Source organism: Mesorhizobium sp. M0028, assembly GCF_040323855.1.
GTDB lineage: Bacteria > Pseudomonadota > Alphaproteobacteria > Rhizobiales > Rhizobiaceae > Mesorhizobium.
Genome location: NZ_JAMYVG010000001.1, coordinates 723,457 through 741,030 on the forward strand (window position 1 = coordinate 723,457; position 17,574 = coordinate 741,030).

Annotated in this window: 14 protein-coding genes and 3 pseudogenes; 9 read left to right on the forward strand and 8 right to left on the reverse strand. The window is 61.6% G+C overall.

Features of this window, described 5'->3' with window-relative positions:
- The first annotated feature begins 103 nt into the window (after nt 1-103).
- The 5 genes from gpt to NKJ93_RS03760 all read left to right on the forward strand — a co-directional run bounded on the left by gpt (nt 104) and on the right by NKJ93_RS03760 (nt 7,792).
- Entirely contained in the window at nt 104-604 is a 501-nt protein-coding gene (gene gpt, locus NKJ93_RS03740) for a xanthine phosphoribosyltransferase (RefSeq protein WP_352481145.1), read from the forward strand.
- A gap of 200 nt (nt 605-804) precedes the next feature.
- Nucleotides 805-1,293: an NUDIX hydrolase gene (locus tag NKJ93_RS03745; RefSeq protein WP_352587661.1), complete on the forward strand. Its 489-nt coding sequence runs from the start codon at nt 805-807 to the stop codon at nt 1,291-1,293.
- 654 nt (nt 1,294-1,947) lie between these two features.
- On the forward strand, nt 1,948-5,712 hold the full coding sequence (locus NKJ93_RS03750; RefSeq protein ID WP_352587664.1) for a vitamin B12-dependent ribonucleotide reductase: 3,765 nt from the start codon (nt 1,948-1,950) through the stop codon (nt 5,710-5,712).
- Between the two features lie 605 nt (nt 5,713-6,317).
- A complete protein-coding gene (locus NKJ93_RS03755; RefSeq protein WP_352587667.1) occupies nt 6,318-7,328 on the forward strand; it encodes a serine/threonine-protein kinase in 1,011 nt (336 codons plus the stop codon).
- A 257-nt stretch (nt 7,329-7,585) separates the two neighbouring features.
- On the forward strand, nt 7,586-7,792 hold the full coding sequence (locus NKJ93_RS03760; protein ID WP_352587932.1) for a type II toxin-antitoxin system HicB family antitoxin: 207 nt from the start codon (nt 7,586-7,588) through the stop codon (nt 7,790-7,792).
- Nucleotides 7,793-8,023: 231 nt separating this feature from the next.
- Here the strand turns inward: NKJ93_RS03760 and NKJ93_RS03765 are convergent.
- The 3 pseudogenes from NKJ93_RS03765 to NKJ93_RS33560 form a co-directional block, all read right to left on the reverse strand.
- Nucleotides 8,024-8,302 (reverse strand): annotated as a pseudogene (locus NKJ93_RS03765) (endonuclease domain-containing protein); the annotation flags it as partial.
- Between the two features lie 107 nt (nt 8,303-8,409).
- Nucleotides 8,410-9,204: pseudogene (locus NKJ93_RS03770) on the reverse strand (glycoside hydrolase family 25 protein); the annotation flags it as partial.
- Nucleotides 9,205-9,285: 81 nt separating this feature from the next.
- A pseudogene (locus NKJ93_RS33560) lies at nt 9,286-9,429 on the reverse strand (glycoside hydrolase family 25 protein); the annotation flags it as partial.
- Nucleotides 9,430-9,689: 260 nt separating this feature from the next.
- Here NKJ93_RS33560 and NKJ93_RS03775 point away from each other — a divergent pair.
- A complete protein-coding gene (locus NKJ93_RS03775) occupies nt 9,690-10,604 on the forward strand; it encodes a hypothetical protein (protein WP_352587673.1) in 915 nt (304 codons plus the stop codon).
- A gap of 13 nt (nt 10,605-10,617) precedes the next feature.
- Here the strand turns inward: NKJ93_RS03775 and NKJ93_RS03780 are convergent, their stop codons facing one another.
- The 5 genes from NKJ93_RS03780 to NKJ93_RS03800 form a co-directional block, all read right to left on the reverse strand.
- Nucleotides 10,618-10,830 carry a hypothetical protein gene (locus tag NKJ93_RS03780; RefSeq protein ID WP_023717422.1) on the reverse strand — a complete coding sequence of 71 codons (213 nt, stop codon included), beginning with the start codon at nt 10,828-10,830 and terminating at the stop codon, nt 10,618-10,620.
- Between the two features lie 118 nt (nt 10,831-10,948).
- Nucleotides 10,949-11,347, reverse strand: coding sequence for a GFA family protein (locus tag NKJ93_RS03785; protein ID WP_023717421.1), 399 nt, complete (start codon nt 11,345-11,347; stop codon nt 10,949-10,951).
- Between the two features lie 195 nt (nt 11,348-11,542).
- The gene (locus tag NKJ93_RS03790; protein ID WP_023717420.1) at nt 11,543-12,499 is read right to left on the reverse strand and encodes an alpha/beta fold hydrolase; all 957 of its coding nucleotides are present in this window, start codon (nt 12,497-12,499) and stop codon (nt 11,543-11,545) included.
- A 24-nt stretch (nt 12,500-12,523) separates the two neighbouring features.
- Complete coding sequence (locus tag NKJ93_RS03795; RefSeq protein ID WP_352587676.1) at nt 12,524-13,009, reverse strand: SRPBCC family protein; 486 nt, start codon at nt 13,007-13,009, stop codon at nt 12,524-12,526.
- 123 nt (nt 13,010-13,132) lie between these two features.
- On the reverse strand, nt 13,133-13,381 hold the full coding sequence (locus NKJ93_RS03800; RefSeq protein ID WP_023717418.1) for a ParB N-terminal domain-containing protein: 249 nt from the start codon (nt 13,379-13,381) through the stop codon (nt 13,133-13,135).
- A gap of 156 nt (nt 13,382-13,537) precedes the next feature.
- Between NKJ93_RS03800 and NKJ93_RS03805 the strand changes: the two genes are divergently transcribed.
- From NKJ93_RS03805 to kce, 3 genes are read left to right on the forward strand one after another with little or no spacing between them, the layout of a single operon-like run.
- Nucleotides 13,538-15,178, forward strand: coding sequence for a N,N-dimethylformamidase beta subunit family domain-containing protein (locus tag NKJ93_RS03805; RefSeq protein ID WP_352587679.1), 1,641 nt, complete (start codon nt 13,538-13,540; stop codon nt 15,176-15,178).
- A 1-nt stretch (nt 15,179) separates the two neighbouring features.
- Complete coding sequence (locus NKJ93_RS03810) at nt 15,180-16,547, forward strand: aminotransferase family protein (RefSeq protein WP_352587682.1); 1,368 nt, start codon at nt 15,180-15,182, stop codon at nt 16,545-16,547.
- Nucleotides 16,548-16,557: 10 nt separating this feature from the next.
- Nucleotides 16,558-17,487: a 3,5-dioxohexanoate:acetyl-CoA acetone transferase gene (gene kce, locus NKJ93_RS03815; protein ID WP_023717415.1), complete on the forward strand. Its 930-nt coding sequence runs from the start codon at nt 16,558-16,560 to the stop codon at nt 17,485-17,487.
- Nucleotides 17,488-17,574: the final 87 nt, after the last annotated feature.

Genomic DNA, 17,574 nt, shown 5'->3' on the forward strand with positions numbered 1-17,574 from the left:
AATCGCTTTGCCGCGCCCTTGCCAAGGCCAAGCCTTTCCAGTTAATTCCGCCCGCATTCCATAGTGTCTGCGCGCGATGCGCGCTTTGCGGAGTGCGCGAAAGATGTCCCTGCCCGAAAAAGCCTTCCCGGTCTCCTGGGACCAGTTCCACCGCGATGCACGCGCGCTCGCCTGGCGGCTTGCCGGCGCCAACAAGGGGCAATGGAAGGCAATCGTCTGCATCACGCGCGGCGGCCTGGTTCCGGCCGCCATCATTTCGCGCGAGCTCGGCATCCGCATCATCGAGACGGTCTGCGTTGCCTCCTATCACGATTATACCAGCCAGGGGCAGTTGCAGGTGCTGAAGGAGGTCACCCCGGCGCTGCTCGCCGATGACGGCGCTGGCGTGCTGATCATCGACGACCTCACCGACACCGGCAAGACGGCGGGCATCGTGCGCGCGATGATGCCTAGGGCGCATTTCGCCACCGTCTATGCCAAGCCGAAAGGCAGGCCGATGGTCGACACTTTCGTTACCGAGGTCAGCCAGGACACCTGGATCTATTTTCCCTGGGACATGGGCTTCACCTACCAAAAGCCGATCGCCGACGACCACGCCGGCTGATTCGCGGTAACGCCGCTTCCGTCGGAAGACAGCGTCGAGCACTCCTTGAAGGAGTGGCCCCGGCACACGATATTTCCTTAATCGACGCCCATTGGAGTGGTTAACCAGTCCACACGAAGTTTTTTACTTTTATTGCTTATGATTAGCCGTAAGATTCACGAGACGGCAAACGATTCTGGAAGCTGGGGCAAGCTTCTCCGATGTTGACAAGGCCAACGACGCACAACCATCTGGCCGAAAGAGTCCGGCGACTCTTCGGCACGGTGCCGTCCCGCCTGCAGGTTGCAGCGCTGCCTTGGCGCGATAGCGAGGACGGCGTGGAGGTCATGTTGATCACCAGCCGCGATACCGGCCGCTGGGTGCTTCCCAAGGGCTGGCCGGAAGCAAAGGAGCCGCTTTGCGAAGCAGCGGCGCGCGAGGCCGGCGAAGAGGCCGGGCTGCGCGGCACGATCTCGCATCATGAGGCCGGCCGCTATTTCTATGCCAAGGTGCTGGCGTCCGGCGAGGAAGTGCCCTGCGAGGTGCTGGTGTTTCCGCTGCACGTCGACAAGGTCGCCGACCGGTGGAAGGAAAAGCGGGCGCGCATCCGCAAATGGGTCAGGGCCGCCGAGGCGGTACGCATGGTCAACGAGCCCGACCTTTGTCAGATCATCGCCCATTTCGGTGCTGACCCGCATCGCTTCAACTGAGTCGGCACATGGCTTCCGAGTCGGCATGGTCTTCGCTGCGGCGAAGGCCTTCGAGCGTCGGCACCAGGCTTGTGGCTACAAAAACGGAAATCAGCGCGCTTCTGTCCCCGTTATCCACATATGTGACACACAAGATGTTGGGGTCATAAAAGCTACGCAAACGAATCCTTGACGGCGCAAAACGAGTCGCCTTTTATAGGCCATGCGCTCCTGTTGAGAGTGCGACCGGAAAAGTTTCGAGGCCGGTCTTTTTCCCGGAATATGTGCGTTTTGATCCGCATTCCCGCCTGTTTACGAGGCCGGCGAAGGCGTGGGATTTTGAAGCCTTGGGGGGCGAAAGGGGAGGATTGTCGGACTTGAATAAATTGTCTGTTAACACTATATTTAGTGTTTGCAGGTAGGTTCGACGCTAGATAATGTGAATTTCCCTCGACCGAGGGCGTTACAAAAAGTTTTCAGTTTTGAGGGACCCACAGGGTCCGTGAGCGCGTTGGACAGCGGCCTCGCAAGAGGCTCGACCGGCAGGGCCGCGGAGACTGTGACTATGAGAGCCGGCGGTTTCGAACGCCGGCAGACGGCGGCCATGCGCGTTTCGTCACGAGGGCAGAAATCCTCTGGGAAAAGCGCTATATGTAGACAAAAGGGACCGGACCAATGCGCATCGAGCGTCGTTTCACCAAGCCAGGGCAATCAGCTTACGCGGAGATCGAATTCCGCAAGGCGCTTTCCGAGATCAAGAATCCGGATGGGTCGGTGGTGTTCCGCTTGGACAACATCGACGTGCCGGCGCAGTTCTCCCAGGTTGCCGCCGATATCCTGGCGCAGAAATATTTCCGCAAGGCGGGCGTCCCGGCACGGCTGAAGAAGGTCGAAGAGACGCAAGTCCCCTCCTTCCTGTGGCGCTCCGTCGCCGACGAGGCTGAACTGGCCAAGCTGCCGGAAGCCGAGCGCTACGGTTCCGAGACCGACGCCCGCCAGGTCTTCGACCGGCTTGCCGGTACCTGGACCTATTGGGGCTGGAAGGGCGGCTACTTCAAGTCGGAGGAAGACGCGCGCGCCTTCCGCGACGAGCTCGCCTATATGCTGGCCACCCAGCGCGTCGCGCCGAACTCGCCGCAATGGTTCAACACCGGCCTGCACTGGGCCTATGGCATCGACGGCCCGAGCCAGGGCCACTTCTATGTCGACCCGTTCACCGGCAAGCTGACCAAGTCGAAGTCTTCCTACGAGCATCCGCAGCCGCATGCCTGCTTCATCCAGGGCGTGCAGGACGACCTCGTCAACGAGGGCGGCATCATGGATTTGTGGGTGCGTGAGGCGCGCCTGTTCAAATATGGCTCCGGCACCGGCTCCAACTTCTCGTTCCTGCGCGGCGAAGGCGAAAAGCTGTCGGGCGGCGGCCGCTCGTCGGGGCTGATGAGCTTCCTCAAGATCGGCGACCGCGCGGCGGGCGCCATCAAGTCGGGCGGCACGACGCGTCGCGCCGCGAAAATGGTCATCGTCGACGCCGATCACCCAGATATCGAGGAATTCATCGACTGGAAGGTCAATGAGGAGCAGAAGGTCGCCTCGCTGGTCACCGGCTCGAAGATCGTCAAGAAGCATCTCGAAGCGATCATGAAGGTCTGCATCAACTGCGAAGGCAATGGCGACGATTGCTTCGACCCGGCGGTCAACACCGCACTGAAGCGCGAGATCAAGGCGGCCAAGAAGGACGCGGTGCCGGAGAACTACATCTACCGCGTCATCCAGTTTGCAAAGCAGGGCTACACCTCGATGTCGTTCAAGACCTACGACACCGACTGGGATTCGGACGCCTATCTCACGGTTTCCGGCCAGAATTCCAACAATTCGGTGTCGCTGAAGGACGATTTCCTGCGCGCCGTCGAGCAGGACGGCGACTGGCATCTTACCGCCCGCAAGGACGGCAAGGTGCTGAAGACGCTGAAGGCGCGCGATCTCTGGGAAAAGATCGGCTATGCCGCCTGGGCATCGGCCGATCCGGGCCTGCATTTCAACACGACGATGAACGACTGGCACACTTGCGCCTCGGCCGGTGCGATCCGGGCGTCCAACCCGTGCTCGGAATACATGTTCCTCGACGACACCGCCTGCAACCTGGCCTCGATCAACCTTCTGCCCTACCGCAATGCCGACGGCACCATCGACATCGCTGCCTACGAGCACACGGTGCGGCTGTGGACCATGGTGCTGGAAATCTCCGTCATGATGGCGCAGTTCCCGTCGAAGGAGATCGCCAAGCTTTCCTACGAGTACCGCACGCTCGGCCTCGGCTACGCCAATATCGGCGGCCTGCTGATGACCTCGGGCATTCCCTATGATTCCGGCGAGGGCCGCGCCATCTGTGCCGCCCTCACCGCGATCATGACCGGCACCGCCTATGCCACTTCGGCCGAAATGGCCGCCGAGCTCGGCGCCTTCCCCGACTACGACCGCAACGCGCAGAACATGCTGCGCGTCATGCGCAACCACCGCCGCGCGGCCTATGGCGAAAGGGACGGCTACGAGAGGCTAGCCGTCAACCCGGTGCCGCTGGTCGCCTCGGATCTCAGGCAGCAGGAGCTTGCCGACCATGCCAAGGCCGCCTGGGACCGCGCCATCGAGCTTGGCGAGGAGCATGGCTACCGCAACGCACAGGCAACGGTGATCGCACCGACCGGCACGATCGGCCTGGTGATGGATTGCGACACCACCGGCATCGAGCCCGACTTCGCGCTGGTAAAATTCAAGAAGCTGGCCGGCGGCGGTTATTTCAAGATCATCAACCGCGCGGTGCCCGAAGCGCTGCGCACGCTCGGCTATTCCGAGAGCCAGATCGCCGAGATCGAGGCCTATGCCGTCGGCCACGGCAATCTCAACCAGGCGCCGGGCATCAATCCCGGCTCGCTCAAGGCAAAAGGCTTTACCGACGAAAAGATCGCAGCGCTCAACGCCGCATTGAAGTCGGCCTTCGACATCAAATTCGTCTTCAACCAGTGGACGCTGGGCGCCGACTGGGTGAAGGAGACGTTCGGCTTCACCGACGAGCAGCTCAACGATTTCTCGTTCGAGATGCTGCCGGCGCTTGGTTTTTCGAAGAAAGATATCGAGGCCGCCAACATCCATGTCTGCGGGGCGATGACGCTGGAAGGCGCGCCGTTCCTGAAGGCCGAACACCTGCCGGTGTTCGACTGCGCCAGCCCGTGCGGCAAGATCGGCAAGCGTTCGCTGTCGATCAACAGCCACATCATGATGATGGCGGCGGCGCAGCCCTTCATCTCCGGCGCCATCTCCAAGACCATCAACATGCCGAACGACGCAACGGTGGAAGACGCCAAGGGCGCCTACATGCTGTCGTGGAAGCTGGCGCTCAAGGCCAACGCGCTCTATCGCGACGGCTCGAAGCTGTCGCAGCCGCTCAATGCCTCGCTGCTCGCCGATGGCGAGGAGGACGAGGACGAAGCCGTCGAGCAGCTGATCGCGGCACCGGCCGCGCAGCGCGCCGTTCAGGTGACCGAGAAGATCGTCGAGCGCGTCGTCGAGCGTCTCTACCGCGACCGCGAGAAACTGCCGAACCGCCGCAAGGGCTATACCCAGAAGGCGGTCGTCGGCGGCCACAAGGTCTATCTCAGGACCGGCGAGTTCGACGACGGCCGTATCGGCGAGATCTTCATCGACATGCACAAGGAAGGTGCGGCCTTCCGGGCGATGATGAACAACTTCGCCATCGCCATCTCGCTCGGCCTGCAATATGGCGTGCCGCTCGACGAATATGTCGAGGCCTTCACCTTCACCAAGTTCGAGCCGGCCGGCATGGTGCAGGGCAATGACGCCATCAAGAACGCCACGTCGATCCTTGACTATGTCTTCCGCGAACTCGCCGTCTCCTATCTCGGCCGCCACGACCTCGCCCATGTCGACCAGTCGGACTTCGACAAGACTGCGCTCGGGCGCGGCATCAACGAAGGCAAGGCGACGCCCTTCTCCAAGGGGCTGACCCGCGGCGCCTCGCCGGTCAAGCTGGTGTCGGGCATGAGTGCCGAGCCCAAGGGCTTTGCCGGCGCGGGCTCCGGAACTCCGTCCCGTACCGCCCCAACCGCCTTCTCCGGCTCCAACGTGCTGACGTTGAAGCCGGCCAGCGACGAAGCCATCGCCTACAAGCGCGACTACGAGGAGCGCGCCAGGGAACTGGTCGAGGACATCGTCTACGCGGAAGCCTCCGACCCGACGGAGCTGTTCACCGACGAGGCCGCGAAAGAAGCAGCCGAAGCCAAAGCGCTCGCCGCCAACCGGCGCCAGCAATCACTGATGCAGGGCTACACCGGCAACGAATGCTCGGAATGCCATAACTTCACGATGGTGCGGAACGGCACTTGCGAGAAGTGCGATACGTGCGGGGCCACGAGCGGGTGTAGCTGAGAATTGGGCGTCTTTTCTAATCTTTGACGAAAGAGGCGGCACGTCCAATGCCGCCTCTTTTGCTTCCTGGGCTATTAAAAAAGGATAGAGTGTGTAGAGATGTCGAAATATTATGGGAGGGGGCTCCGAAGTGACATCTGTCAAGATAATGGGTTTCAGCTATCAAAAGGGTAGAATAAGATATTCTACCCTCTCGCAAGATAAGCCAAATTTGACATACTTGGCGCACGGATCAGTAAAATATGATCCAGAACTCGGCCTGGTCGATCTGGTCGAACGATGGAGATTGGACTTTATAGAAATTTTAAGAGCCAACAAGCCAGACTTGGTTTCTTCAATCGAGATATGGGAAAGTAACAGCAGAAATTCCTCAAGATATCAGATTCTACCTCTCGGTATACTCTCTCAATCCTGCAAAACCCATAACGCACCGCTAAGGGCTTTTTCGCCTCAAGCCTTTATCAAAGGGGGCCCGTTTGGCCTCCCAGCAGGCGCTAAGCCAATTGATGCCGTCGATGCAAAATTTGGCACGCATCCACCCCTGTGGGACGACATGCAGCGAAAAAGTGTTCTAGTCGCTTGGAGAGCCGCTTTGGGGTAGGGTCATGCTATTCTCGGTCAATGACAACATAAGTAACGTTCGAATAAAAAAATATGTCGGCGCGGGCGCCTTTGGCGAGGTCTATCACGCCGTCGATCTCGTGATGAATCGCGAATGTGCGGTCAAATACGTCGAGAATAAAGACCCAGCTGCATTCAAGGCTCACATCGAAGCCCAAGTTTTGCATCTTTGCCAACACGATCGCGTAGTTAAGATATTTGATGTTCAACCGATTTCTCACGGAGGCAAGAAATACGCCGCCATCGAGATGGAATACCTTCCGGATGGCTCAGCGGAATCCTTTTTGGAGAAGCAACACGTTTCGATTAGAATGGCAATTAGGTGGGCTATCGATATACTGTTTGCGTTAGAAAATGCTCACAGCAACTCCGTGCTGCATCGTGACATAAAACCTGCAAATTTCATGCTAGATGGAAAGGATGCAAAATTATCGGATTTTGGCTTAGCAAAATCCACCGGAGGAGTTCCGCATGGAAGCGCCGCTGGAACTCCGGTATATTCTGCACCGGAATTATTTTCTGCAAAAGAAACTTCCATTGCGACGGAGGTATATTCGACAGGTATGTCGATTTACCAGTTGGCGTGCAATATTCGTGACTGGAATACTTTTCCAATTACTATGGCAACGATCAAAATGGGCCAAGTGATAAAGCGCATTGGTTATCCCGAATACATCCCAGACAGATTGAAAAGGATCTGCAATAAGGCTTGTAATTTTGACCCAACGAAACGCTTCAAGAGCGCGCACGAGATGAGGCAGGCACTCGAAGGGCTTTCGGTTAAACTAGAATGGATACAAGTCCAACCAAATGACTGGATTGCGCAAAACGGCAATAATATGCATCGTTTAACCATTGCACCAGGGAAGAATTCCTTTGAAGTAGTCTATCAGGTGAACGGAAGACGAAAAAATGACAGCTGCGCGAAGTTCGGCGCTATGTCAGATGCGATAGCCGACTTGAATCAGAAAATATCCCAAAGCTCGCTGCGCTAGTTGCTAATCGGCTTTCAGAGGTGACGGAGCTAGGATCCACCGCCTCTACTCCGCCCCGCACCATCTGTGGCCACCAGCCCAGCCGGGCCTTTGTCTTCGTCACCGTGCAAGCCGTTGAGGTCGATGCGGCACATCACCCGTGCGGCAGGCCGGAGCCGAAATATTGCCAGAACAGCCATTTGCGGCCGGGGTTAGACCTTTGACAGATGCGCCCGAAACAGCATCCTCAAGCAATCCGGCTTGAAGGAGTGATGACAATGCGATACGCGGTGGTGATCGAAAAAGCCGGAAACAATTTCTCCGCTTACGTGCCGGACCTGCCCGGCTGCATCGCCACCGGTGCGACGGTGCCCGAGGTTGAAGCCGAAATTCGTGACGCAATACGCTTTCATATCGAAGGCCTGCGGGCCGATGGGCTGGATGTGCCCAAAGCTGTCAACCTGGCGGAATATGTAGAGGCGTAGAAGGTGCGATCTCCCCTTCTCCCCTTGTGGGAGAAGGTGGCCTCGCGAAGCGAGGTCGGATGAGGGGTGCTCCAGCTTGGCACCGGCGGCGCTACGTCCAACACCCCTCAACCGTCTCGGCGCTCCGCGCCGAGCCACCTTCTCCCAAGGCTGCAAACTCTCGTCCCGTACGTAGGCGATGATGGTATCGCAGACGGCGTTCAGATCCCGCAGCACGTCATCGTTCCAGAAGCGCAGCACGCGAAAGCCCCTCGCCTTCAATTCGGCATTCCGCTCCCGATCATAGCCCGAATCCGCGTGCTGGCTGCCGTCGATCTCGACAATCAGCCTGCCCTCGGCGCAAACAAAATCGGCGATGAACCGGCCGACCGGGACCTGACGCCGGAATTTGATGCTGTCGAGCTTGCGTCCGCGCAGCTCATGCCACAGGCGGTCTTCCGCCTCGGTCGGCTCGCGTCGCATAGAGCGGGCGAAACGACGCTTGGTCGGCGCGACGGGCTGGTGCGGCATGGGACGAGGGTATCCAATCTGGGCATGACGTCCAAGGAATTTGAGACCAAGTGTGGAAAACCGAGCGCTATCCCTTCTCCCCTTGTGGGAGAAGGCAAGAGCTGCCGCTACTCGGCCTCCGCCACCATCTGCCGGCCGCCAACCCAGTCGCGCCACGCCCTCTCATCACCATGGAACACGTTGAGGTCGATGCGGCCTCTTACGCCGTGCGACAGGCCGGACCCGGAATATTGCCAGAACAGCCATTTGCGGCCGGGATAAACCTTTGATGGGTGCGCCGCCACGGCGCGCAGCCAGAATGGATAATCTGGGAAGGCGCCCCTGAGATTGTCACGGTAGAAGTCAGGCGCGGTGTAGATGATTGGGCGCTGGCCGTAGTAGCGCTCGAGCTTGTCCATGAACACCTGCATCTTCTCCAGCACCTTTTGCCGCGACGGGCGGCGCTTGCAGCTGGATTCGCCGTTCCACTCGACGTCGATCACCGGCGGCAGCGCGCCCTCGACCCTCGGCACATTGCGGATGAACCAGTCGGCCTGCTCGCCGGCGGTGCGGCACCAGTAGAAGAAGTGGTACGCGCCGCGCCTGAGGCCGGCGGCGTCGGCATTGCGCCAGTTCCTGGTAAACATCGGGTCGATATGATCGCCGCCGTCGGTCGCCTTGATGTAGGCGAAGTTGGCGCCCTGGGCGCGCAGCTTTTGCCAGTTCACATTGCCCTGCCAGCGCGAAACGTCGACGCCATGGACGGCAAGGCGCCTCGGCGAGGAGGACTTACCGAAATTGATCGGCTTGGCGTCGCGAAAACCATAGCGCGTGACCGGCTCGGCAAGCATCGCCGGTGCTGCGCGTGTCAGCCGCTTCGGCGGCGACACCAGCGCGATGACCTCGGCCGCCGGTTCGACGCCCTGGTCGGGTACGTCCATCGCGACCTGTTGTTCGTCCTGCTCCTGTTCCGCGAAGGCTGGCGCAGCATCAGTTTTCGCCACGGATGCCACCGGCGCTGGTGGCCGCACAACCGAGCTGGTGGTCTCACTGGACGGCACTTGCAGCGCATCGACGCCGGAGGTTGACGTGCAGCCGGCAAGGCACAGCGCTGCGATCGAGAAGATGACGACGCCTGATAACTGCATCTGGACCTGTACGCAAAACACAAACAGACCGAAGGCAGGACAACGCCGCCGGACAAACCAAGATGGATTCCTAACAAGAAACTACCAACAAAGTTTGAATCGAATTGTTAGGGCTTCGCATCGGGACGTTCGCCCGGACGGAGGTGCGCTATCCCCCAGCGTTCGGCCACGTGGCTGCCTCGCAATCCCGCTTGACAACTCACGGCATGAGATTAGTCTCCACTAATCTTACAGTGTAAGGCCATACTTGGGAGAAAGTCATGCAGCCCGCCGCCCTGTCAGAATTGCAGCCCGTAGCCCCGCCCGAGCCATGCTCGCCCGCCATCGGGATCGACAGGATATCTGACGATCTCAGCCGCGTTATCGAACGCGCCGAGGTCGATGCCTGGCTCGACCTCTATCGCGCCGCCCCGGCAGACTTTGCCGCAAGGCAAGGCCTTGCCATCGCCGAAGATGGCGATCTCGTCTGGACCACCTGCACGACGATCCCGTTCATCCATTTCAACTGCGTCAAGAATTTCGGTGTCGATAGCGCAGCCACCGAGAGCCGGCTTGACGCGCTTCTGGCGCATTATCGCGAGGCCGGTATTCTGAGGCCCGGGTTCTACACCAATCCACATACCGAGCCGGCGACGCTCAGCTGCTGGCTCGAGGCGCGCGGCTTGCAGCGTCAGGGCGGCTGGGAACGCATCTTTCGCGACGCCGCGCCATTGCCACCGGAGCCGCTTTTCCCGACGGAGGATGTCTCGGTCGAGCGGGTGACGCCGGCAACGGCAAGGGAATGGGCTGGGTTCATCGACAGCCAATACCGGTTGCCGACCTCACCGTGGTTACTGGCGCTGGCCGGCCGGCGCGGCTGGCGCCATTACATGCTGCGGCGGGACGGCGCGGTGGCGGCGGTGCGCTCGATGTTCATCGGCGCCGACGGCATGGCCTGGAGCGGCATCGACGCGCCGGTGCCCGGCATCACGGCGCCGAGCTTCGATCTCGATGCAATGCTCGGCGAAGCGATGGTGCGCGACGGACTTGCGGCCGGTGCAAAACTGTTCGTGGCCGATATCGAGGCGCCGCAAGCCGAACGCGACGGGCCGGCCTATCGCAACTATGCACGTCTCGGCTTCAAACTCGCTTATTTCCGCAGCCATTACAGCTATTTGCCGGCAAATTCCGGCTAACCGCTTCAAGACCCTAGCCGCACAGCCACAGCTTGTGGCAGGTCGTGGCCATCAGGTGGGCCGGCGGTACAAAACGATCGTTGACCGCCACATCATCGTCCGCCCGGCGGACCTTTTCTTCGAGCAGCGTGCGAAGTTCTGCCGGTTGCACGCGGTCGCGCTCCATCACCAGCTTGATCATCGGATCGCTCAAGAGTTCGTCCAGGGTGTTGATGCTGTCGTTCATTCCGTCGCCTCCTCGACTGCCGCCCGCACGCAATAGATAGGCAGCAATGATGGCCCGCCAATGACGCTTTGCCGGCTATCTCGTGTCGCTTTGGATTAAATTTTGTCCAGATTTCACCTCAAACCGGAGGTGGCGCGCCTTCATATTGCGGCAGGCCGTCGTCGATCTGCACCCAGGGCTGCTTCGAGGCGGTCCAGATATGCATCTCGGGCCTGAACACTGAGGGGTCATCGAGCGAGCCGGTGGTGACGCCGATGATGCCGGCGGAATCGCGCCGGGAAAACATCGTCGTGCCGCAGCGCGGGCAAAAGCCGCGCTTGAGATCGGGCGAGGAATTCACCATCGCCAGCGGTCCGTCGACCGTCACATCGTCGATACGAAACAGCATGCGCGCGTTGAAGGCGGCACCCAGCGCCTTCTGGCACAACCGGCAATGGCAGACGCGCTCATTGATCGGTGCTGCCTCGGCGCGGTAGCGCACCGCGCCGCACAAACACCCGCCCTGATACCCAGCCATCGCCCGTGTCCCTGCCTGTGAGGATAGGCGGCATACCTATCGATAGGCGCGGTAGCGTCAATTGAAAAGCTTTGATGGGGCCATCTATAGCTGTGATGCGACCGATACACGACTGGCCGATGCGCCGCGCCAAGGCCTCATTGACGAAATGCCGGCCGTCTCGCGGGAGACGGCCGGCAGACAATTGACTGCGTGTCAGTTCGTTTCGTTGACGACTTCGTCCCAGGTCTTGACCTTGGTCTCGCCATTGAGGAACGGCAGCGCGGCAGCTGTGAGCTCCGGCGCGAAGAACACATCGTAGTGGGTGCGGTTCGGCACGATCGCCAGGCGGTTCTGCGACAGGTTCTCGCGCATCCAGCCGGCGTCCTTCAATCCGCCGCCGAGCATCTGGTAGAATTTGATCTCGTGCTCGGGCCGGTACATGTCGCTGTCGCCGAACACCAGCATCACCGGCATTTTCAGCTTCGGCACGTCGGCGGAATAATCGTAGTCCTTGCGCATATAGGCGCCAAGTTGATCGAGGAGTTTCGGAAAATCCTCCGGATGCGGCGCAACGGCGACGTAGGATTTGTACATCGGCGTGTCCTTCATCATGTCAGCCATCGCCGCGCCGACCTGTGCCTGCTGGCCACGCATCTCGGCATAGAAGCCGTCCGCGGCGTAGGGGGTCGAGACCAGCACCAGCCGGCGCACCGCCTCGGGATGCTGCACGGCCATTCGGAAGGCGACGCCGCCACCCAGCGAATAACCCATGACGTCGACCTTGTCGTAGCCGAGCGCCTTGACGATCGCCGCCATGTCGTCGCCCATCGCCTCCAGGCTGAGCGGCCGGTCGCCGAGTGCGGTGCGGCCATGGCCCTGCAGGTCGACGCCGATGACGGTGCGGTTTTCGGTAAGCTTCGGCAGGATCGGCGCGAACATATCCGTCGTGCCGAGCCCGCCATGCAGCAGAAGCAGCGGCTCGCCCTTACCATAGACGGCGTAATAATAGTTCAAACCGTTGATCGGCAGCAGGCCGGATTTTTCCGGCTTCGGCAATGTTGCGGTTGCGGTCGTCATGGCGGGCTTGGCCTCCTCAGCGTTGATGGTGCCCGGCGCGGCAAACAGCGCGGCGGCCGAAGCGAAAATGGCGAAAAATATCGATCTGGACATGCCAGTCTCCCTCTCCCGTTTGCATCAAAGTCGCCTTGCGACTTCCTCGAGCTGTTCGGCGCACTGGCCCCAGCCCTCGTGAAAACCCATTTTCTCGTGCTGTTCGCGGTCGGCGACCGACCAATGCGCAACCCGGGCGACGTAGCGGGTCTTGCCCGTGCCCTCGTCCTCGAGTGTCACAATGCCGGTCATGAACGGTTTGGCGGAAGGCTCCCACGCCTTGGTATAGGCATCGGTGAAGACGAGCTTCCTGCCCGGCACGACTTCGAGGAAGACGCCGGGGTTCGCAAACTCGTTGCCGTCGGGACCGGCCATGACGACCAGGCTGGTGCCGCCGGCGCGAACGTCCATCTCAGCGCGCGGCGTCGTCCACGGCTTCGGCGCAAACCATTGCGTCAACAGCTTCGGCTCGGTCCAGCAGCGATAGACGTTCTCGCGCGGTGCATCGATGATGCGGGCGAGAACCAGCTCGCGGTCGGAGTTGGGGGCGATGTCGAGCTTGGTGGTCATGGTGTTTCCTCACATGTCGGGTTTGGCTTTCGTGTCTAGGACGAACCGACAAGACGCAAGCCGACACGGTCCACGAGAAAAAATCCGCGGAACCGGAGATTCGAACGACGGAACCGAGTGGCTTCAGTGGCGCTTGGCTTGCACCAGATAGGCGTCGATCTCAGTCTCGCCGAGCCACTTGGCCGCTTCGAGCCGATGCAGGCCTTCGACCAGGATATGGCGCTTGCCGTCATGGCGCACCTGGATCGGCGTATTCATGCCGTTTTCCAGAATGTCCTCGGCAAGATGGCGGACGGTCTCGGGATGCAGCGTCTTCTTGCGCGCGGTCGGCACGTAAATGTCGTTGACCCTAACCTTTTGCACTCTCAGCATATCGGCTCCCGTGGCGGACAAGGCCGCGTTTTGTGAGATAGTCTGTTTGTCCGGCAAGGCCAAGGGAGCAGCCCGGCGATGACTGGCCCGATCGTTTCCAATTGACGCTTGGCCGGCGGATGGCCGAAATGGCGGCCTTCGACCTTAGCGGTGTCCATGAACCATCTGCCGACCGAGTTTCCCGATTTCGGACTGACGCCGGAGCAGCGACGCCAGGCGGTGCGCAGCCATTACTGGGAATGGCCGGGTATGGATGGCGGGCGCGGCGAAATCTGGTGCTACAGCGACCGTTTTTCCTACCGCCCCGGCGAGATGGTGGCGCTGCATGTCAGCTCGACGGCCGCCAGTTTCGGCATCGCGATCGTCCGCGACGGCGGTACGGAAACGACGATATTCGAAAGGACCGGGATCGCGGCGCGCTGGCAGGATACGCCTGATCAGTGTTCGGTCGAGGGCTGCGGCTGGGAAGCATCGTTCGAATTTTGCATCGGCGACGACTGGCCGTCCGGCGCCTATCGCGTCACGCTTGAAGCCGACGCTCGCGACGGCAAGCCGATCCGCTACCACCATCTTTTCATCGTCGCGCCGCAGCCCGGCAAGAAGCTTGGTCGCGTGCTGCAGGTCGCGGCCACCGGCACCTGGCTCGCCTACAACACATGGGGCGGTTCCAACCATTACGAAGGCATCACCGGGCCAGGCCGCGACCAGTATGCACGAATAGTGTCGACGCAGCGGCCTTGGTGCCGCGGCTTCGTCGTGCTGCCCAGGGACGCGCCGCGCGTGCCGCTCGAAGTCGCCGTGCCGCCGAAAACCGTGCCGCGCTATCCGCATATGGAATGGGCGTTTGCCACCGGCCATTCGAAGAAATACGCCTCGTCCGGCTGGGCAAGCTATGACAGCCATTTCTTCCGCTTCGCCGAGCGTGCCGGCTACGCCGTCGATCTTGCCAGCCAGCACGATCTGCATTTTTCGCCCGACATTCTCGACGGCTACGACTGCGTCGTCTTCGTCGGCCACGACGAATACTGGACCTGGGAGATGCGCGATGCGGTCGACACCTATGTCGAGCGCGGCGGCCATGCGGCGCGCTTCGCCGGCAATTTCATGTGGCAGACCAGGCTGGAGGACGAAGGCCGCCGGCAGGTCTGCTACAAATACCGCGCTCGCGCAGAGGACCCGGCCTATCGCGGCGGCGATATAAGGCGCGCCACCAATTCCTGGGAAGCGCCGGAAATCGGCCGGCCGGGTGCGGCGACCTTCGGCCTCAATGCGACAAGAGGCGTCTATGCGGGCTGGGGCGGCTGCGCGCCGCGCGGCGTACGCGGCTTTCCGGTCTACCGGCCTGAGCATTGGGCGTTTGCCGGCACCGGCATCTACTATGGCGACCTGCTCGGCGCCGACAGCCATGTCTATGGCTACGAGGTCGACGGGCTCGATTTCGAGATCCGCGGCGGCCTGCCCTACCCCACGCCCGACAGCGGCGCACCGGACGGCCTGCAGGTGCTCGCGGTCGGCATGGCTGCCCAGGTCGAGGAAAGCGCCGACATTCCGTTCGAGGACCAGTTCCTCGGCGACGAGGACGGTCGCTTCACCGCCGAAACGCTGTTCGGCGAGGCAAGCGACGCCAATCTCGACAAGGTCAAACGCGGCAACGGCATGATCGTCAATTTCCCGCGCGGCAAGGGCGAGGTGTTTCACGCAGGAAGCTGCGAATGGGTCGCCGGCCTGCTAAGGCAGGACGCGATGGTCGAGCGCGTCACCAGAAATGTCCTCGACCGCTATCTTGGAAAGCCATGACATGCTGAAGCCCCCTGTCCCGGAAGCCCGCGAAGCCTCGCATCTGTTTTATCTGTCCAGCCTGCGTCGGCCGCTGATCGACCGCGCCGAAGGCATCTACATGTGGACGCAGGATGGCCGCCGCTTCATCGACGGATCGAGCGGGCCGATGGTCGCCAATATCGGCCACTCCAACCGCAACGTGCTCGACGCGATGAAACGGCAGATGGACCGCGCCACCTTCGCCTACCGCCTGCATTTCGAGAACGAACCGGCCGAGGAGCTCGCGCGGCAACTGGCGGCCAAACTCCCCGAGGGCCTGGACCGCATCTTTTTCGTCTCCGGCGGCTCGGAGGCAACGGAATCCTGCGTCAAGCTGGCGCGGCAATGGGCGGTCGCCACCGGCCAGCCCAGCCGCTGGAAGGTGATCACGCGTTTTCCGTCCTATCATGGCGGCACGCTGGGTGCGCTCGCCGTCACCGGCGACGATACGCTGGCCGAAACATTTGCGCCGATGATGCAAGTGATGCCGACCGTGCCGGCGCCCATCGCCTGGCGCGACCGCGACAATCTTTCGATGGAACAGCGCGGCATCCGCTATGCCGACATGCTGGAGGAGAAGATTCTCGCCGAGGGGCCGGACAGCGTGCTCGCCTTCATCATGGAGCCGGTCGGCGGCGCTGCCACGGCAGCACTGGTGGCGCCGGACAGCTACTATCCGCGCATCCGCGAGATCTGCGATCGCTACGGCATCCTGCTCATCCATGACGAGGTGATGAGCGGCGCCGGTCGCACCGGAAAATTCCTCGGCGGCGACCACTGGAACTGCAAGCCCGACATCGTTGCGCTGTCGAAGGGGCTGGGCTCGGGCTACGCGCCGCTCGGCGCGCTGGCGGCACCGATGCGGCTGGTGCAGCCATTGCTCGCATCGGGCGGCTTCCAGCATGGCCATACCTATGCCGGCAACCCGCTCGCCTGCGCCGCCGGGCTCGCCGTGCTCGGCGAGATGGACCGTCTCGGCCTGATCGCCAATGCGGCCGATATGGGCAAGCTTTTGATGGACGAGCTGAAGGGATTGGCGAAGCGGTTTCCGTTCATCGCCGACGTCCGCGGCAAGGGCCTGCTCACAGGTGCCGAAATGGTCGCCGACCCAGATACGCTGAGGCCGATCGAGCCGGTAAAGAAGGCCACCCAGCGGCTGCTCGACCTCGCCTATGAGCGCGGACTGATCATCTACGGACGCAAGGTCAAGGGCGGCGTCGACGGCGACAATTTCATGGTCGCGCCGCCGATGATCGTCACCGCCGCGCAGATCGGCGAGATCGTAGCCATCATCGGCGACTCGCTCGAAGTGCTGGCCGGTGAACTCGACCTGCCGGTCGAAGGCTGAGGGGCGAACCATGGCGCCGCGAAAAATCATTATCACCTGCGCCGTCACCGGGTCGGTGCACACACCATCGATGTCGCCGCATCTGCCGGTGACGCCGGACCAGATCGCCGCCGACGCGATCGCCGCCGCCGAAGCCGGTGCCTCGATCCTGCATCTTCACGCCCGCGACCCCAAGGATGGAAGGCCGACCGCCGACCCCGAGGTGTTCATGCAGTTCCTGCCGCGCATCAAGCAGGCGACCGACGCAGTGATCAACATCACCACCGGTGGCTCCTCGCTGATGACGCTCGACCAGCGGTTGGCCGCCCCGCTCAGGGCGGAGCCGGAAATGTGCTCGCTCAACATGGGCTCGATGAATTTCGCGCTGTTCCCCATGCTCGAGCGGCCGCGGGAGTGGCAGCACGAATGGGAGCCGAAGCTGCTCGAGGCGACCCGCGACACGATCTTCAAGAACACCTTTGCCGACATGGAGACGGTGCTTGAGAAGCTTGGGCGTGGTTGCGGCACGCGCTTTGAATTCGAGTGCTACGATGTCGGCCACCTCTACTCGCTGGCGCATTTCCGCGACCGCGGGCTGGTGTCGGGACCGCTGTTCATCCAGTTCGTGTTCGGCATCCTCGGTGGCATCGGCGCCGATCCCGAAAACCTGATCCACATGAAGCGCATCGCCGACAAACTGTTCGGCGACAGCTACCAGTTTTCGGTGCTGGCCGCCGGACGCCATCAGATGCCGATGATCTCGATTGCGGCGGCGATGGGCGGCAATGTCCGCGTCGGGCTGGAGGACAGCCTCTACGACGGGCGCCAACTGGCCAAGTCCAATGCCGACCAGGTCCGCCGTATCCGCAGCGTGCTCGACGGGCTGTCGCTGGACGTCGCGACGCCGGCCGAGGCGCGGCAGATGCTGGCGCTCAAGGGCGGCGACCGTGTGGCGTTCTGATGGTTGCGCTCCGGCACACCCCCCTCTGGCCTGCCGGCCATCTCTCCCTCAAGGGGAGAGATCGGCAGCTTCGATCTCGCTGCCCAC

Excerpts from the sequence above, each read along its gene's own strand:
- gpt (WP_352481145.1), top strand. The coding sequence starts at position 104 with ATGTCCCTGCCCGAAAAAGCCTTCCCGGTCTCCTGGGACCAGTTCCAC.
- NKJ93_RS03745 (WP_352587661.1), top strand. The coding sequence starts at position 805 with ATGTTGACAAGGCCAACGACGCACAACCATCTGGCCGAAAGAGTCCGG.
- NKJ93_RS03750 (WP_352587664.1), top strand. The coding sequence starts at position 1,948 with ATGCGCATCGAGCGTCGTTTCACCAAGCCAGGGCAATCAGCTTACGCG.
- NKJ93_RS03755 (WP_352587667.1), top strand. The coding sequence starts at position 6,318 with ATGCTATTCTCGGTCAATGACAACATAAGTAACGTTCGAATAAAAAAA.
- NKJ93_RS03760 (WP_352587932.1), top strand. The coding sequence starts at position 7,586 with ATGCGATACGCGGTGGTGATCGAAAAAGCCGGAAACAATTTCTCCGCT.
- NKJ93_RS03775 (WP_352587673.1), top strand. The coding sequence starts at position 9,690 with ATGCAGCCCGCCGCCCTGTCAGAATTGCAGCCCGTAGCCCCGCCCGAG.
- NKJ93_RS03780 (WP_023717422.1), bottom strand. The coding sequence starts at position 10,830 with ATGAACGACAGCATCAACACCCTGGACGAACTCTTGAGCGATCCGATG.
- NKJ93_RS03785 (WP_023717421.1), bottom strand. The coding sequence starts at position 11,347 with ATGGCTGGGTATCAGGGCGGGTGTTTGTGCGGCGCGGTGCGCTACCGC.
- NKJ93_RS03790 (WP_023717420.1), bottom strand. The coding sequence starts at position 12,499 with ATGTCCAGATCGATATTTTTCGCCATTTTCGCTTCGGCCGCCGCGCTG.
- NKJ93_RS03795 (WP_352587676.1), bottom strand. The coding sequence starts at position 13,009 with ATGACCACCAAGCTCGACATCGCCCCCAACTCCGACCGCGAGCTGGTT.
- NKJ93_RS03800 (WP_023717418.1), bottom strand. The coding sequence starts at position 13,381 with ATGCTGAGAGTGCAAAAGGTTAGGGTCAACGACATTTACGTGCCGACC.
- NKJ93_RS03805 (WP_352587679.1), top strand. The coding sequence starts at position 13,538 with ATGAACCATCTGCCGACCGAGTTTCCCGATTTCGGACTGACGCCGGAG.
- NKJ93_RS03810 (WP_352587682.1), top strand. The coding sequence starts at position 15,180 with ATGCTGAAGCCCCCTGTCCCGGAAGCCCGCGAAGCCTCGCATCTGTTT.
- kce (WP_023717415.1), top strand. The coding sequence starts at position 16,558 with ATGGCGCCGCGAAAAATCATTATCACCTGCGCCGTCACCGGGTCGGTG.